We start from the raw sequence: 14564 nt of genomic DNA on the forward strand, positions 1-14564 counted from the left end.
AAAAAAGTACGAAAATGACGAAAAAAGTCAAAAAAATTTAAAAATAGGTCGCAAGTCGGATGTTTTTTATGGTATAATAGACTAAACTGATAGTAACATGTAGCGAAAGGGGTAGGTACATGATTAAAATTTATACAGTCTCAAGTTGTACTAGCTGTAAAAAAGCAAAAACCTGGCTCAATGCCCACCAGTTAAGTTATAAAGAACAAAACCTTGGTAAAGAAGGAATTACGAGAGAAGAATTACTGGATATTCTAACCAAAACAGATAACGGAATAGCCAGCATCGTTTCGTCTAAAAATCGCTATGCCAAAGCCCTTGGAGTGGATATTGAAGATTTGAGTGTCAATGAAGTCCTTAATCTGATTATGGAAACACCGAGAATTTTAAAGAGCCCAATCCTTGTGGATGAAAAACGCCTGCAAGTTGGCTATAAGGAAGACGATATTCGTGCCTTCCTACCACGCTCTGTCCGTAATGTAGAAAATGCAGAAGCACGTTTGCGTGCAGCTCTATAAACATCAAGGCTGGGAGCAATTCCCAGTCTTATTCTATTTTAATTTCAAAAAGAAAGAAGAAAGAAATGAAAAAAATAGTTCTTGTTAGTCTAGCTTTCCTTTTTGTCCTGGTTGGTTGCGGACAGAAAAAGGAAACTGGACCAGCTACAAAAACAGAAAAGGATACGCTTCAGTCGGCATTGCCAGTTATTGAGAATGCTGAGAAGAATACAGTTGTGACCAAGACTTTGGTCTTGCCCAAGTCAGATGATGGTAGCCAGCAGACACAAACCATTACTTACAAAGACAAGACTTTTTTGAGCTTAACGATTCAACAAAAACGTCCAGTCTCAGATGAGTTGAAGACCTATATTGACCAACATGGAGTGGAAGAAACTCAAAAAGCTCTTCTTGAGGCGGAGGAGAAGGATGAGTCCATCATAGAAGCTCGTAAATTGGCAGGATTTAAGCTTGAAACCAAATTATTGAGTGCAACAGAACTTCAAACAACAACTAGTTTTGATTTTCAAGTTCTGGATGTCAAGAAGGCTTCTCAGTTAGAATATTTGAAGAATATTGGCTTAGAAAATCTCTTGAAGAATGAACCAAGCAAATATATTTCAGACAGATTGGCAAATGGCGCGACAGAACAATAGAAAATCCAAATAAATAGACTGCCTGAATTGTAGAACGTAAGGAATTATGCTATAATGGTACTATTCTAAGGAAAGAGGGTGTTAGAATGGGATTTACTGAAGAAACAGTACGTTTTAAATTGGACGATTCCAATAAAAAAGAAATTAGCGAAACTTTGACTGATGTCTATGCTTCGTTGAACGATAAGGGCTACAACCCAATCAACCAAATCGTAGGTTACGTATTGAGTGGAGACCCTGCCTACGTTCCTCGTTATAATAATGCACGAAATCAAATCCGTAAGTATGAGCGTGATGAAATCGTTGAGGAATTGGTCCGCTACTACCTTAAAGGACAAGGAGTCGATCTGTAACCTATGAGAATTATGGGATTGGACGTCGGTTCAAAAACGGTAGGGGTGGCGATTAGCGATCCGCTCGGTTTTACGGCTCAAGGACTTGAAATCATCCAAATCAATGAGGAGCAAGGCCAATTTGGTTTTGACCGCGTTAAGGAGTTGGTTGATACTTATAAGGTGGAACGATTTGTAGTGGGCTTGCCTAAAAACATGAACAATACAAGCGGACCGCGCGTAGAAGCTAGTCAAGCATACGGAGCAAAGCTAGAAGAGCTTTTTGGTTTACCAGTAGACTATCAAGATGAACGCTTGACAACAGTGGCCGCTGAGCGTATGTTGATTGAACAAGCAGATATCAGTCGCAATAAGCGCAAGAAAGTCATTGATAAGTTAGCAGCTCAGCTGATTTTACAAAATTATTTAGATAGAAAATTTTAATATAATATAAAGGAGAGGCTATGTCACACGATCATAACCACGACCACGAAGAACGTGAACTAATTACACTAGTAGATGAGCAAGGAAATGAAACCTTGTTTGAAATCCTTTTGACGATTGATGGAAAAGAAGAATTTGGTAAAAACTATGTTCTTCTAGTACCAGTTAACGCAGAAGAAGACGAAGACGGACAAGTTGAAATCCAAGCTTACTCATTCATCGAAAACGAAGATGGAACAGAAGGCGAATTGCAACCAATCCCAGAAGACTCAGAAGACGAATGGAACATGATTGAAGAAGTCTTCAACAGCTTTATGGAGGAGTAAAAACATCCAGTGGACGTGTTTAGCCCTGCGCTAGAAAATAGAAACGCAGGCATATCCAGTGAACATTTTTACCCCAGTTCCTTAAAATAAGAGAGAACTGGTAAGTCCGGGGGACGTTTTTAGCCTGACGCTAAAAATAAAGACCGTAAGTAAGTCTGGGAGACTGTATCAGCCTAGCTCCTTGAAATAAGAGAGCTGGTGAATCTGGGTGGCGTTTTTAGCCCACGTTAATATCCATAGTTGCTAGTGATTAGCTAACCAGGTAAGAGGTCGGGATGAAAATCCTGACCTCATTTTTTGTTATCTACGGAATTTTGCTAGATAATTGATTAGACTTTTGTCAAGGAGATGTATATGTTTGAAGTAGAAGAATGGCTCCATAGTCGGATTGGTTTGAATTTTCGATCAGGTTTGGGCCGAATGCAACAAGCGGTGGATTTGTTGGGGAATCCCGAGAAGTCTTATCCTATTATCCACGTCACTGGGACTAATGGGAAAGGTTCTACCATTGCTTTTATGAGGGAGTTATTTATGGGGCATGGCAAAAAAGTTGCGACCTTTACCTCCCCTCATATCGTCTCTATTAATGATCGAATCTGCATTAATGGACAACCTATAGCAGACGCAGACTTTATCCGTTTAGCTGAGCAGGTCAAGGAGATGGAAAAAACGCTTCTGCAAACCCATGATCAGTTGTCCTTTTTTGAATTGCTGACCTTGATTGCTTTTCTCTACTTTAGGGAGCAAGCGGTGGATTTGGTTTTACTAGAAGTGGGAATTGGTGGTTTACTAGACACGACTAATGTGGTAACTGGAGAGCTTGCTGTCATTACTTCCATTGGACTTGACCATCAGGAGACTCTGGGTGACAGTGTAGCAGCAATTGCAGAGCAGAAAGCAGGTATTTTTAAGGCTGGTAAAAAGGCAGTGATTGCGAAATTGCCTCCAGAAGCTAGGCTTGTCTGTCAGAAAAAAGCCGAATCTTTAGCTGTTGACCTTTATCAGGCAAGCCAAGATTTTTCAATGCTGAATGGGGATTTTTCAAGTTCTTTACTAAATATTTCGCAGTTGAAAATAGGCTTAGAAGGAGCTTATCAGCAGGAAAATGCAGCCTTGGCGTTGCAAACTTTTCTTCTTTTTATGGGAGAAAGAAAGGAATCTGTTGATGAGCAGGTTGTAAGAAAGGCTTTGGAGAAGACCCATTGGGCTGGCCGTTTGGAGCGTATTTGTCCTCAGATTTACTTGGACGGTGCTCATAACCTTCCTGCCTTGACTCGCCTGGTGGAGTTTATCAAAGAAAAAGAGCAGGAAGGCTATCGTCCTCAAATCCTATTTGGAGCCTTGAAACGTAAGGATTATCAAGGGATGTTGGCTTATCTGACTGAGAATTTGCCTCAGGTGGAACTCAAGGTGACTGGTTTTGACTATCAGGGAGCTTTGGACGAAAGGGATGTGACAGGTTACGATATAGTTTCTTCTTACCGAGAATTTATCAGCAGTTTTGAAGAAAGAGCAGATACGCAGGACTTGTTATTCATTACAGGGTCTCTCTATTTTATCTCAGAAGTACGGGGCTACCTACTGGGGCATGAGCAGATGAATTGAACTCCTTTTTTGAACTTGTTATACTAGGGGAATTGCTGGTTAGAGAAAATTTCTCTAAATTGGTAGCAGAAAGGAAATCCATCATGAAATTAAAAAGATTCACACTTTCTCTTGCTTCTCTAGCAAGTCTTAGTCTCTTAGTAGCTTGTTCACAAAGAGCTCAACAGATTCAACAACCAGCAGCTCAAGCGCAAACACAACAAACTCAGCAATCACAACCTGCTGCTTCATCGTCTACAGAAAATACAAACTAGGTAGCAACAAGTTCTTCACAAAATGCGCCCGAGGCTCAACCGACCGATATTGATGGAACTTATACTGGTCAGGATGAAGGAGGCCGTATCACTTTGGTAGTGACTGGTACAACTGGTACATGGACTGAGTTCGAATCTGACGGGAATCAGAAAGTCAAACAGCTCACATTTGATGCAGCAAATCAACGCATGATTATTGGCGATGATGTCAAAATTTACACTGTAAACGGTAATCAAATCGTCGTAGATGATATGGATAGAGACCCATCGGACCAAATCGTTTTAGCTAAATAAGACTATGCAAGTAGAAAGTGCTGGATTTTTCATCCTTTTTACTTTTACCTAGAAAATAATCATAAATACTTGCCTTCTGTCGAATACCTGAGTTATACTAGTATCAATTACCTGTTTTTAGCATTCATACTCTTCGAAAATCAAATTCAAACCGCGTTAACGTCGCCTTGCCGTACTCAAGTACAGCCTGCGGCTAGTTTCCTAGTTTGCTCTTTGATTTTCATTGAGTATCAAAATATCAAGGAGGGGATATGAAATATAGAAAATTTCAATTATTGATGTCCAAGTATGGCTTTAGTCTTTCGATTATGCTACTTGAACTGTGTCTTGTTTTTGGTCTCTTTCTTTATTTAGGACGCATGGCTCCCATTTTATGGATTACTGTCCTCATTCTACTGAGTATCATCACAATCATTTCGATAGTCAACCGTAATACGACTCCTGAGAATAAGGTAACCTGGTTATTAGTAGCCTTTGTGCCAGTATTTGGCCCCTTGCTCTATCTGATGTTTGGTGAGAGGAGATTGTCCAAAAAAGAAATCAAACAACTGAAGAAGCTAGGCTCCATGCATTTCCAAGAAGCAAATAGCCAGCTACTAAAAGAGGAATTAAAAGAAAGTGACAAGGCGGCATATGGCGTCATCAAGTCCTTATTGAGTATGGATACCAATGCCGATGTCTATGATCAAACTGCCTCTACATATTTTCCTAGCGGAGAAGCCATGTGGAAAAAGATGGTAGAAGATCTTAAAAAGGCTGAGAAATTTATTTTCTTGGAATATTACATTATAGAAGAAGGTTTGATGTGGAATCGTATTCTAGAAATCTTGGAGCAAAAGGTCGCTCAAGGCATTGAGGTTAAACTGCTCTATGATGATATTGGCTGTATGGCTACTTTAACAGGAGATTATGCACATCGACTTCGTCAGCTGGGCATCGAGGCCCATAAATTCAATAAAGTTATTCCTCGTTTGACAGTGGCCTATAATAACAGAGATCATAGAAAAATATTGATTATTGATGGTCAGATAGCTTATACAGGAGGCATTAACTTAGCCGATGAGTACATTAACCACGTCGAGAGATTTGGTTATTGGAAGGATAGTGGAATTCGCTTGGACGGACTAGCAGTAAAAGCCCTGACACGCTTGTTTTTAACCACTTGGTACATCAATCGAGGAGAGATTAGTGATTTTGATCAATATCATTTAGAAAATCATTCTATCCCAAGTGACGGTTTAACCATTCCATACGGGAGTGGACCCAAGCCAATTTTTCGAACGCAGGTAGGAAAAAAAGTTTATCAGAGTTTGATCAATCAAGCAACGGAATCGGTCTATATTACGACACCTTATTTGATCATAGACTATGATTTAACAGAGACAATCAAAAATGCTGCTATGAGAGGGGTCGATGTTCGGATTATCACCCCTTACATACCAGATAAGAAGTTCATTCAGTTAGTCACAAGAGGGGCTTATCCAGACCTTCTTTCTGCTGGAGTTCGGATTTATGAGTATAGTCCAGGTTTTATTCATAGTAAGCAGATGTTGGTAGACGAAGATTTTGCGGTGGTGGGGACAATCAATCTCGACTACCGAAGCTTGGTACACCATTATGAAAATGCAGTCTTACTCTATAAAACTCCTTCTATAATGGAAATAGCCCGAGATTTTCAAAATATATTTGCAGATTCTCAGGAAGTCTATCCTCATTCTATCAAAACAAGCTGGTATCAAAAACTTGTAAAAGAAATCGCCCAGTTATTCGCTCCAATCTTATAAGAAATCTAGGACTGAGGACACAAACCAGTCCTATTTTTCTTGCCTTTTACGAATAGAAAGATATAGGAGGAACGATGCTGACTCAGAAAGAATTGGATTATATCATAACATTTAAACAGACACATTTACACCGTTTTCGGGAAATTGAAACCTTTGTGAAACTATGCAAAAAATCACTCAAACAGCCATCGCAAGCTGACAATCCTAGGACTTTTTGATATACTAAGACAGATAAATTGAATAGGAGAAACGATATGAGTGTGTATGGTAGAGTAGAAGAAGTTCATCAGGAGAATCGTGAACCTCTAGAATACCAAATCAAACAAGAATCGCATCATCGTGAATCAAGTCGTCTTCCTTTGGTGAAAATTTTACTATGGAGTACGCTTGTAACGGGGATAACTCTAGGAGTACCGCTATTACTCGATTTAATGAGTGCACAGGAAGTGCAGGATTTTTATACAGGTTGGGCCCTTCATCAGGCAGGGAAGATTTACAGCGATTATTATGGAAGTCAAGGTTTGCTTTATTATTTGCTGACTTACGTGACTCAGGGCGGATTTTTCTTTGCCATCTTTGAGTGGTTAGCCTTGGTAGCAGGAGGATTTTTCCTCTTTCGATCGGCAGACACCTTGACAGAGCAAGGAGACCAAGCTGGACAAGTGGTGACTATTTTTTACATGCTAGTTACAGGTCTTGCTTTTGGTGGAGGTTATGCGACTCTTTTAGCGCTTCCTTTCTTATTAGCAGCCTTTAGTTTAGTTGCGACTTATCTAAGCAATCCAAGCCATGATAAGGGATTTGTACGGATTGGGCTGGCTTTGGCAGGAGGATTTTTCTTTGCTCCCTTATCATCGCTCCTGTTTATTGCTGTAGTGAGTTTAGGCTTGTTGGTCTTTAACCTTGGGCATAGACGCTTTGCGCATGGGTTTTATCAGTTTCTTGCAGTGGCTTTAGGTTTTTCACTTATCTTTTATCCAACTGCCTACTATAGTGTTGCAACAGGAAGTTTTGGGGATGCCATTAGTGGTATTCGTTATCCTATTGACAGTATTAGCTTTGATTTCACTTCTAAAATTTTAGAGAATATGGCTTTTTATGGCTTGTTGTCCCTTGGTTTGGGATTTGTGGTTTGTATCTTTTTAGGTCTCTTTCAATCCAAGCCCTCTAAACTATACGTCATTTCGGTTCCTGCAAGTCTTGTGACAATTTTAGGTTTGATTTTGCTTTTCTTTTCACAAGAGCCTCTGCACGCTTCTTATTTGATGGTCGTCTTCCCTGTTTTCCTACTTTTATTGGTAACCAATATTAAGAGTCAACAGAGGGGGCGTAGTGTTAGAAGAAGACGAAGAGAAACGCCAGTTAGCCTATGGAGTCGTTTTTTTAAAGGAAATCTATATCTGCCAGTTTTAGGGCTTGTCTATCTTTTGACTGTTCCTTTTTTGATGAAGTTTGTCCTTTATCCGGTACCTTATCAAGAACGTAATCGTCTTGCTGATTTGGTAAAAGAGGAGACAAATACGGAAGATGCTATCTATGCATGGGATGATACTGCGACTCTTTATCGTAAGAGTGAGCGCTTGTCGCCATCGGCGATTTTGTCTCCCGTGCACTATACAGCAACTGAGGAAAACCGGAATAAGCTACTCAATGACTTGAAAGAAAAACAACCTAAGGTGATTGTGGTGAATGACAAGGTGCCAGTCTGGTCTGAAGTGGAAACACTCTTAAAAGAAAATTACCAACCAGTAAAGACGGATTACTCAGAGTTTAAAGTCTATAAAATTAAATAACCAAATCAATATCTTGTGTATTTTTAAAAATTTTAGGATTTTTAACACAAGATATTGATTTTTCTTTTTAGAGTGGTATAATACTTTTTAGAAAGAACATTTTAGAAAAGAGAATGCATATGATTGCACTAGAAGAAAAAATTACAATTTTGCCAACTCTCTTCGTCGAGAAACGAGATGGGAGACGTGTTGTATTTGATGTGGATAAGATTGACAAGGCTCTCCACAAGGCGGCAGACAAGGTTATGGATGTGACACCCTTAGTCGAAAAGCGCCTAAATGCTCTGACCGAGCGAATTGTCACAGAAATTCATAGTCGCTTTCCAAAAGGGGTTAAGATTTACGAAATTCAAAATATCGTAGAACATGAACTGCTTGAAGCCAAAGAATATGCGCTGGCTGAGGAGTATATTACTTATCGGACACAGAGGGATTTTGATCGTTCAAAAGCGACAGATATTAACTTTAGTATTCATAAGCTTCTTAATAAAGATCAGGCAGTTGTCAATGAAAATGCCAATAAAGATAGCGATGTCTTTAATACCCAGCGTGATTTGACAGCGGGTATCGTTGGAAAATCAATCGGACTGCAAATGCTTCCTAAGCACGTAGCCAATGCCCACCAAAAGGGGGATATCCACTATCACGATTTGGACTACAGTCCCTATACCCCTATGACCAACTGCTGTTTGATTGATTTCAAGGGGATGTTGGAAAATGGTTTTAAGATTGGAAATGCAGAGGTAGAAAGTCCCAAGTCTATCCAGACTGCGACAGCTCAGATTTCGCAAATCATCGCCAACGTTGCTTCTAGCCAGTATGGTGGCTGTTCAGCTGACCGTATCGATGAAGTTTTGGCGCCTTATGCAGAGAAGAATTACCAAAAACACCTCAAAGATGCGGAAGAATGGGTCTTACCTGAAAAACGGGAAGATTACGCTTGGAAGAAAACCCAAAAAGACATCTACGATGCTATGCAATCCCTTGAGTATGAAATCAATACTCTCTTCACTTCAAATGGACAAACACCTTTTACTTCGCTAGGTTTTGGTATGGGAACCAGTCGTTTTGAACGAGAAATTCAAAAAGCTATTTTAAACATTCGCATCAAGGGGCTCGGTTCAGAACACCGCACAGCTATCTTCCCTAAACTTATTTTCACTCTGAAAAGAGGCCTTAATTTAGAGGAAGGGACAACCAACTACGACATCAAGCAGTTGGCTCTTGAGTGTGCAACAAAACGGATGTATCCGGATGTTTTGTCCTATGATAAGATTGTTGACTTGACAGGTTCCTTCAAGGTACCTATGGGCTGTCGTTCTTTCCTCCAAGGATGGAAAGACGAGAATGGTGTAGAAGTCAATTCGGGTCGGATGAATTTAGGTGTTGTGACGGTCAACCTTCCTCGTATTGCCCTCGAGTCTGAGGGAGACATGAATAAGTTCTGGGAAATCTTCAACGAGCGGATGAATATCGCTGAAGATGCTCTGGTTTACCGTGTTGAACGTACTAAAGAGGCGACACCAGCCAATGCTCCTATCCTTTATCAATACGGTGCTTTTGGCCATCGTCTAGGTAAAGAAGAAAGTATTGACCAGCTCTTTAAGAATCGTCGAGCGACCGTTTCGCTGGGCTATATCGGTTTGTACGAGGTAGCGACAGTTTTCTTTGGAAATAGCTGGGAACACAATCCAGAAGCCAAGGAATTCACGCTAGACATCATTCGCGATATGAAACGCCGGGTAGAAGAGTGGTCTGACCAATATGGCTACCATTTCTCTATCTACTCAACACCATCTGAAAGTCTGACAGACCGTTTCTGCCGACTAGATACAGAGAAGTTTGGTTCTATTCTTGATATTACAGACAAGGAATACTACACCAATTCTTTCCACTACGATGTTCGTAAAAATCCAACACCGTTTGAAAAATTGGACTTTGAGAAAGTCTATCCAGAAGCAGGTGCGTCAGGTGGTTTCATCCATTACTGTGAGTATCCAGTCCTCCAGCAAAATCCAAAGGCCTTGGAAGCTGTCTGGGATTATGCCTATGACCGTGTGGGTTATCTGGGAACTAATACTCCAATTGACCGTTGCTACAAGTGTGACTTTGAAGGGGATTTTGAACCAACTGAGAGAGGATTTGCTTGTCCCAACTGTGGCAATAGCGACCCTAAAACAGTGGACGTTGTTAAACGGACTTGTGGCTATCTTGGCAATCCTCAAGCGAGACCGATGGTCAACGGCCGTCACAAGGAAATCGCTGCGCGTGTCAAACATATGAATGGCTCAACGATTAAAATAGCTGGTCATCAAGTAACAAATTAGAAAGAAATGAAATGGGAAAATATCAATTAGACGATAAGGGGCGCGCACAAGTGAACCGCTATCACGAGAAACACTCTAAAGGTGGGGCTGGTAAAAAAGAACGCTTGCTTAGCCTCAGAGAACAATTTTTAAACAAGAACAAGAAAAAATAAAAGTGAGAGTCAACTCTCGCTTTTCTCTTAGTGGGAGGTAGTGATGGAATTACGCAGACCAAGATTAGCAGATAAAGAAACAGTTTTAGAGATGATGACAGAGTTTGAAAAGAGCCAATCAGCCCATGATGGAGGATTTTGGGATACAGAGAACTTTGTGTATGAAGAATGGTTGGAAACAAATATGCAAAAAGAGATGGGAATAAGCTTGCCTGAAAATCGTGTTCCTTCTATTCAATTTGTATCATTTGATGATATAGGTCGTGCTCTAGGATTTTTGAATCTGCGATTGAGACTGAATGAGGGGTTATTGAATTATGCTGGCCACATTGGCTACTCTATTCGTCCATCAGAAAGAGGCAAAGGTTATGCTAAAGGGACTCTCCGTCAGGGCTTGCAAGTTACTAAGGAAAAGAACATCAAGAAAGCTCTTGTGACCTGTAGTGTGAATAATCCTGCTAGCAGAGCAGTCATTCTAGCAAATGGTGGGCTCCTTGAGGATGTTCGTAATGGAGTTGAGCGTTATTGGATAGAGGTAGCGAATGAATAATCCAAAACCACAAGAATGGAAAAGTGAGGAGCTCAGTCAAGGCCGTATCATTGACTACAAGGCCTTTAACTTTGTGGACGGAGAAGGCGTGCGTAACTCCCTCTATGTATCAGGCTGCATGTTTCACTGCGAGGGGTGTTATAATGTAGCGACTTGGTCTTTTAATGCTGGCATTCCATTTACAGCAGAATTAGAAGAACAGATCATGGCAGACCTTGCCCAGCCCTATGTTCAAGGATTGACCTTGCTGGGAGGGGAGCCCTTCCTCAATACGGGCATTCTCTTACCTCTCGTTAAACGCATTCGAAAGGAATTACCAGAAAAAGACATCTGGTCCTGGACGGGCTATACATGGGAAGAAATGATGTTGGAAACTCCAGATAAACTGGAACTCTTATCGCTAATTGACATCCTTGTAGATGGACGATACGATCGAACTAAGAGAAATCTTATGCTTCAGTTTCGAGGTTCGTCCAACCAACGAATTATAGATGTGCAAAAATCGCTCCAAAGTGGGCAAGTAGTGATTTGGGACAAGCTTAATGACGGAAAAGAAAGCTATGAACAGGTGAAGAGAGAATGAAGAAAAAAGACTTAGTAGACCAACTAGTCTCAGAGATCAAGACGGGGAAAGTCAGGACACTGGGAATATACGGTCATGGGGCTTCGGGTAAATCAACTTTTGCACAGGAATTGTACCAAACCCTAGATTCTGCAAAGGTAAACTTATTGGAAACCGATCCTTACATTGCTTCAAATCGTCATTTAATGGTGCCAAAGGAGACTCCAGACCAAAAAGTGACCGCTTGTTTACCTGTGGCTCATGAACTGGTAAGTTTAGAAAGAGACATTCTCGCTTTAAAGGCTGGCATGGATGTCTTAACAATTGAAGAACCTTGGAAGGCTAGTGAGGTCTTGTCTGGAGCAAAACCGATTTTGATTGTCGAAGGGATGTCTGTTGGCTTTTTACCCAAAGAACTCTTTGACAAAACCATCTGTTTCTACACGGATGAGGAGACCGAATTAAAGCGGCGCCTTGCTAGAGATACGACTGTGAGAAATCGCGATGCATCCTTTATATTGGCTAGCCATCAGATGAGACGGGAGCAGTATCTGCGATACTATAAAGAAACTGAGTCTAAGGCGGATGTCTTAGTGGATCAATCAGAAGGTAAATTCGAAGTCAAGAGAACTCAAATTATATAGAAGAAAATCCCTAATTTTAAAAAGAAAAAATAGGAAAACAGTTTCATCGTAAAAAAATGAAAAAACAGCAACAAATCCCTTGCAATCGCAGGGGCTTTGTGTTATTCTATTATGGTGCTGTAAATTACAGCTTTAGCTTTGATGCAAGAGGTTGCGATACGCTCGGTTGCATTGCCACGCAACACCGCGTCGGTTTTCTTGTGGAGCTAGCCTATTATCTTAAATAGACGAAAAGGAGAAAAAGATGGCAAACAAAAAAATCCGTATCCGTTTGAAAGCTTACGAACACCGTACGCTTGATACAGCGGCTGCAAAAATCGTAGAATCAGCTACTCGTACAGGTGCACAAGTTGCGGGTCCAATCCCACTTCCAACTGAACGTAGCCTCTACACAATCATTCGTGCGACTCACAAATACAAAGACTCTCGCGAACAATTTGAAATGCGTACACACAAACGTTTGATCGATATCGTTAACCCAACTCAAAAAACAGTTGACGCTTTGATGAAATTGGATCTTCCAAGTGGTGTAAACGTAGAAATCAAACTTTAATCTAAAATATAAAAGAGCAGAGGCTGGTGTTTCAATTTAATTGAACACGGGCTAAACTCGGTGTGAAAAAGACAAACTTCCTAGTGTCTGCTAGACACTGCGTCAGTTTTCTGTTTTCACTTTGAGTTTGACGCCCTTTGTATCTTAGACTTGAGCATAAAAAACGCTCGTTAAAAACTTTTTGAATAAAAAATATAGAAAAGGAACTATTTTCTCATGACAAAAGGAATCTTAGGGAAAAAAGTGGGAATGACTCAAATCTTCACTGAAGCTGGCGAATTGATCCCTGTAACAGTTATTGAAGCAACTCCAAACGTTGTTCTTCAAGTTAAAACTGTTGAAACAGACGGATACAACGCTATCCAAGTTGGTTTCGATGACAAACGCGAAGTATTGAGCAACAAACCTGCTAAAGGACATGTAGCGAAAGCTAACACGGCTCCTAAGCGCTTCATTCGTGAATTCAAAAACGTTGAAGGCTTGGAAGTTGGTGCTGAAATCACAGTTGAAACATTCGCAGCTGGAGACGTTGTTGACGTAACTGGTACTTCTAAAGGTAAAGGTTTCCAAGGTGTTATCAAACGCCACGGACAATCACGTGGACCAATGGCTCACGGTTCTCGTTACCACCGTCGTCCAGGTTCTATGGGACCTGTTGCACCTAACCGCGTATTCAAAGGTAAAAACCTTGCAGGACGTATGGGTGGCGACCGCGTAACAATTCAAAACCTTGAAGTTGTACAAGTTGTTCCAGAAAAGAACGTCATCCTTATCAAAGGTAACGTACCAGGTGCTAAGAAATCTCTTATCACTATCAAATCAGCAGTTAAAGCTGGTAAATAATAAGGAAAGGGGAATACAGTCAAAATGGCAAATGTAACATTATTCGACCAAACTGGTAAACAAGCGGGTGAAGTTGTTCTTAACGATGCAGTATTTGGTATCGAACCAAATGAATCAGTTGTGTTTGATGTAATCATCAGCCAACGCGCAAGCCTTCGTCAAGGAACACACGCTGTTAAAAACCGCTCTGCAGTATCAGGTGGTGGACGCAAACCATGGCGTCAAAAAGGAACTGGACGTGCTCGTCAAGGTTCTATCCGCTCACCACAATGGCGTGGTGGTGGTGTTGTCTTCGGGCCAACTCCACGTTCATACGGCTACAAACTTCCACAAAAAGTTCGTCGCCTAGCTCTTAAATCAGTTTACTCTGAAAAAGTTGCTGAAAACAAATTTGTAGCCGTTGATTCTCTTGAATTTACAGCTCCAAAAACTGCTGAATTTGCAAAAGTTCTTGCAGCATTGAGCATCGATTCTAAAGTTCTTGTTATCCTTGAAGAAGGAAATGAATTAGCAGCTCTTTCAGCTCGTAACCTTCCAAACGTGAAAGTTGCAACTGCTACAACTGCAAGTGTTCTTGACATCGCAAATAGCGACAAACTTCTTGTCACACAAGCAGCTATCTCTAAAATCGAGGAGGTTCTTGCATAATGAATTTGTATGATGTTATCAAAAAACCTGTCATCACTGAAAGCTCAATGGCTCAACTTGAAGCAGGAAAATATGTATTTGAAGTTGACACTCGTGCACACAAACTTTTGATCAAGCAAGCTGTTGAAGCTGCTTTCGAAGGTGTTAAAGTTGCTAATGTTAACACAATCAACGTAAAACCAAAAGCTAAACGTGTTGGACGTTACACTGGTTTTACTAACAAAACTAAAAAAGCTATCATCACACTTACAGCTGATTCAAAAGCAATCGAGTTGTTTGCTGCTGAAGCTGAATAATCTA

Annotated in this window: 17 protein-coding genes and 1 pseudogene; all 18 read left to right on the top strand. The window is 40.7% G+C overall.

Going from position 1 to position 14564, the window contains the following annotated elements; all coding sequences use genetic code 11:
- Positions 1 to 119 precede the first annotated feature (119 nt).
- The 18 genes and pseudogenes from spx (at position 120) to OVN23_RS03760 (ending at position 14560) form a co-directional block, all read left to right on the top strand.
- Positions 120 to 518, top strand: a complete 399-nt coding sequence (spx, locus tag OVN23_RS03675) for a transcriptional regulator Spx (protein ID WP_000591165.1) — start codon at positions 120 to 122, stop codon at positions 516 to 518.
- A 65-nt stretch (positions 519 to 583) separates the two neighbouring features.
- The gene (locus OVN23_RS03680; RefSeq protein ID WP_004269739.1) at positions 584 to 1153 is read left to right on the top strand and encodes an SP0191 family lipoprotein; all 570 of its coding nucleotides are present in this window, start codon (positions 584 to 586) and stop codon (positions 1151 to 1153) included.
- A gap of 86 nt (positions 1154 to 1239) precedes the next feature.
- Complete coding sequence (locus OVN23_RS03685) at positions 1240 to 1506, top strand: IreB family regulatory phosphoprotein (protein ID WP_000507059.1); 267 nt, start codon at positions 1240 to 1242, stop codon at positions 1504 to 1506.
- 3 nt (positions 1507 to 1509) lie between these two features.
- The gene (ruvX, locus tag OVN23_RS03690) at positions 1510 to 1929 is read left to right on the top strand and encodes a Holliday junction resolvase RuvX (RefSeq protein WP_004239076.1); all 420 of its coding nucleotides are present in this window, start codon (positions 1510 to 1512) and stop codon (positions 1927 to 1929) included.
- Positions 1930 to 1949: 20 nt separating this feature from the next.
- Positions 1950 to 2255 carry a DUF1292 domain-containing protein gene (locus OVN23_RS03695; protein ID WP_000017620.1) on the top strand — a complete coding sequence of 102 codons (306 nt, stop codon included), beginning with the start codon at positions 1950 to 1952 and terminating at the stop codon, positions 2253 to 2255.
- Between the two features lie 354 nt (positions 2256 to 2609).
- Positions 2610 to 3860: a folylpolyglutamate synthase/dihydrofolate synthase family protein gene (locus tag OVN23_RS03700; protein ID WP_173253145.1), complete on the top strand. Its 1251-nt coding sequence runs from the start codon at positions 2610 to 2612 to the stop codon at positions 3858 to 3860.
- 83 nt (positions 3861 to 3943) lie between these two features.
- Positions 3944 to 4408 (top strand): annotated as a pseudogene (locus OVN23_RS03705) (SP_0198 family lipoprotein).
- Between the two features lie 251 nt (positions 4409 to 4659).
- Entirely contained in the window at positions 4660 to 6192 is a 1533-nt protein-coding gene (gene cls, locus OVN23_RS03710) for a cardiolipin synthase (RefSeq protein ID WP_173219252.1), read from the top strand.
- A gap of 254 nt (positions 6193 to 6446) precedes the next feature.
- A complete protein-coding gene (locus OVN23_RS03715) occupies positions 6447 to 7985 on the top strand; it encodes a damage-inducible protein CinA (protein ID WP_173253144.1) in 1539 nt (512 codons plus the stop codon).
- 119 nt (positions 7986 to 8104) lie between these two features.
- Complete coding sequence (nrdD, locus tag OVN23_RS03720; protein WP_000560890.1) at positions 8105 to 10312, top strand: anaerobic ribonucleoside-triphosphate reductase; 2208 nt, start codon at positions 8105 to 8107, stop codon at positions 10310 to 10312.
- A gap of 11 nt (positions 10313 to 10323) precedes the next feature.
- Positions 10324 to 10464, top strand: a complete 141-nt coding sequence (locus tag OVN23_RS03725) for a hypothetical protein (RefSeq protein ID WP_000521612.1) — start codon at positions 10324 to 10326, stop codon at positions 10462 to 10464.
- Positions 10465 to 10507: 43 nt separating this feature from the next.
- Positions 10508 to 11014 carry a GNAT family N-acetyltransferase gene (locus tag OVN23_RS03730; RefSeq protein ID WP_267240574.1) on the top strand — a complete coding sequence of 169 codons (507 nt, stop codon included), beginning with the start codon at positions 10508 to 10510 and terminating at the stop codon, positions 11012 to 11014.
- Positions 11007 to 11597 (top strand): anaerobic ribonucleoside-triphosphate reductase activating protein, encoded by a 591-nt coding sequence (gene nrdG, locus OVN23_RS03735; RefSeq protein ID WP_267240575.1) that lies wholly within the window; start codon positions 11007 to 11009, stop codon positions 11595 to 11597. The genes OVN23_RS03730 and nrdG overlap by 8 nt, the downstream gene beginning before the upstream one ends.
- Positions 11594 to 12220, top strand: a complete 627-nt coding sequence (locus OVN23_RS03740; protein ID WP_267240576.1) for a uridine kinase — start codon at positions 11594 to 11596, stop codon at positions 12218 to 12220. Before nrdG ends, OVN23_RS03740 begins: the two co-directional genes overlap by 4 nt.
- Positions 12221 to 12464: 244 nt before the next feature.
- Positions 12465 to 12773 (top strand): 30S ribosomal protein S10, encoded by a 309-nt coding sequence (rpsJ, locus tag OVN23_RS03745; protein WP_001284513.1) that lies wholly within the window; start codon positions 12465 to 12467, stop codon positions 12771 to 12773.
- Between the two features lie 216 nt (positions 12774 to 12989).
- Positions 12990 to 13616: a 50S ribosomal protein L3 gene (rplC, locus tag OVN23_RS03750; RefSeq protein ID WP_000160197.1), complete on the top strand. Its 627-nt coding sequence runs from the start codon at positions 12990 to 12992 to the stop codon at positions 13614 to 13616.
- Positions 13617 to 13640: 24 nt separating this feature from the next.
- Positions 13641 to 14264, top strand: a complete 624-nt coding sequence (gene rplD / locus OVN23_RS03755; RefSeq protein ID WP_267240581.1) for a 50S ribosomal protein L4 — start codon at positions 13641 to 13643, stop codon at positions 14262 to 14264.
- On the top strand, positions 14264 to 14560 hold the full coding sequence (locus OVN23_RS03760; RefSeq protein ID WP_001055347.1) for a 50S ribosomal protein L23: 297 nt from the start codon (positions 14264 to 14266) through the stop codon (positions 14558 to 14560). Before rplD ends, OVN23_RS03760 begins: the two co-directional genes overlap by 1 nt.
- Positions 14561 to 14564 lie beyond the last annotated feature (4 nt).

The organism is Streptococcus sp. Marseille-Q6488 (assembly GCF_946902925.1).
Classification (GTDB): Bacteria; Bacillota; Bacilli; order Lactobacillales; family Streptococcaceae; genus Streptococcus.

What these genes read in the sequence shown, in the direction of transcription:
- spx (WP_000591165.1), top strand. Translation starts at nt 120, where the DNA reads ATGATTAAAATTTATACAGTCTCAAGTTGTACTAGCTGTAAAAAAGCA.
- OVN23_RS03680 (WP_004269739.1), top strand. Translation starts at nt 584, where the DNA reads ATGAAAAAAATAGTTCTTGTTAGTCTAGCTTTCCTTTTTGTCCTGGTT.
- OVN23_RS03685 (WP_000507059.1), top strand. Translation starts at nt 1,240, where the DNA reads ATGGGATTTACTGAAGAAACAGTACGTTTTAAATTGGACGATTCCAAT.
- ruvX (WP_004239076.1), top strand. Translation starts at nt 1,510, where the DNA reads ATGAGAATTATGGGATTGGACGTCGGTTCAAAAACGGTAGGGGTGGCG.
- OVN23_RS03695 (WP_000017620.1), top strand. Translation starts at nt 1,950, where the DNA reads ATGTCACACGATCATAACCACGACCACGAAGAACGTGAACTAATTACA.
- OVN23_RS03700 (WP_173253145.1), top strand. Translation starts at nt 2,610, where the DNA reads ATGTTTGAAGTAGAAGAATGGCTCCATAGTCGGATTGGTTTGAATTTT.
- cls (WP_173219252.1), top strand. Translation starts at nt 4,660, where the DNA reads ATGAAATATAGAAAATTTCAATTATTGATGTCCAAGTATGGCTTTAGT.
- OVN23_RS03715 (WP_173253144.1), top strand. Translation starts at nt 6,447, where the DNA reads ATGAGTGTGTATGGTAGAGTAGAAGAAGTTCATCAGGAGAATCGTGAA.
- nrdD (WP_000560890.1), top strand. Translation starts at nt 8,105, where the DNA reads ATGATTGCACTAGAAGAAAAAATTACAATTTTGCCAACTCTCTTCGTC.
- OVN23_RS03725 (WP_000521612.1), top strand. Translation starts at nt 10,324, where the DNA reads ATGGGAAAATATCAATTAGACGATAAGGGGCGCGCACAAGTGAACCGC.
- OVN23_RS03730 (WP_267240574.1), top strand. Translation starts at nt 10,508, where the DNA reads ATGGAATTACGCAGACCAAGATTAGCAGATAAAGAAACAGTTTTAGAG.
- nrdG (WP_267240575.1), top strand. Translation starts at nt 11,007, where the DNA reads ATGAATAATCCAAAACCACAAGAATGGAAAAGTGAGGAGCTCAGTCAA.
- OVN23_RS03740 (WP_267240576.1), top strand. Translation starts at nt 11,594, where the DNA reads ATGAAGAAAAAAGACTTAGTAGACCAACTAGTCTCAGAGATCAAGACG.
- rpsJ (WP_001284513.1), top strand. Translation starts at nt 12,465, where the DNA reads ATGGCAAACAAAAAAATCCGTATCCGTTTGAAAGCTTACGAACACCGT.
- rplC (WP_000160197.1), top strand. Translation starts at nt 12,990, where the DNA reads ATGACAAAAGGAATCTTAGGGAAAAAAGTGGGAATGACTCAAATCTTC.
- rplD (WP_267240581.1), top strand. Translation starts at nt 13,641, where the DNA reads ATGGCAAATGTAACATTATTCGACCAAACTGGTAAACAAGCGGGTGAA.
- OVN23_RS03760 (WP_001055347.1), top strand. Translation starts at nt 14,264, where the DNA reads ATGAATTTGTATGATGTTATCAAAAAACCTGTCATCACTGAAAGCTCA.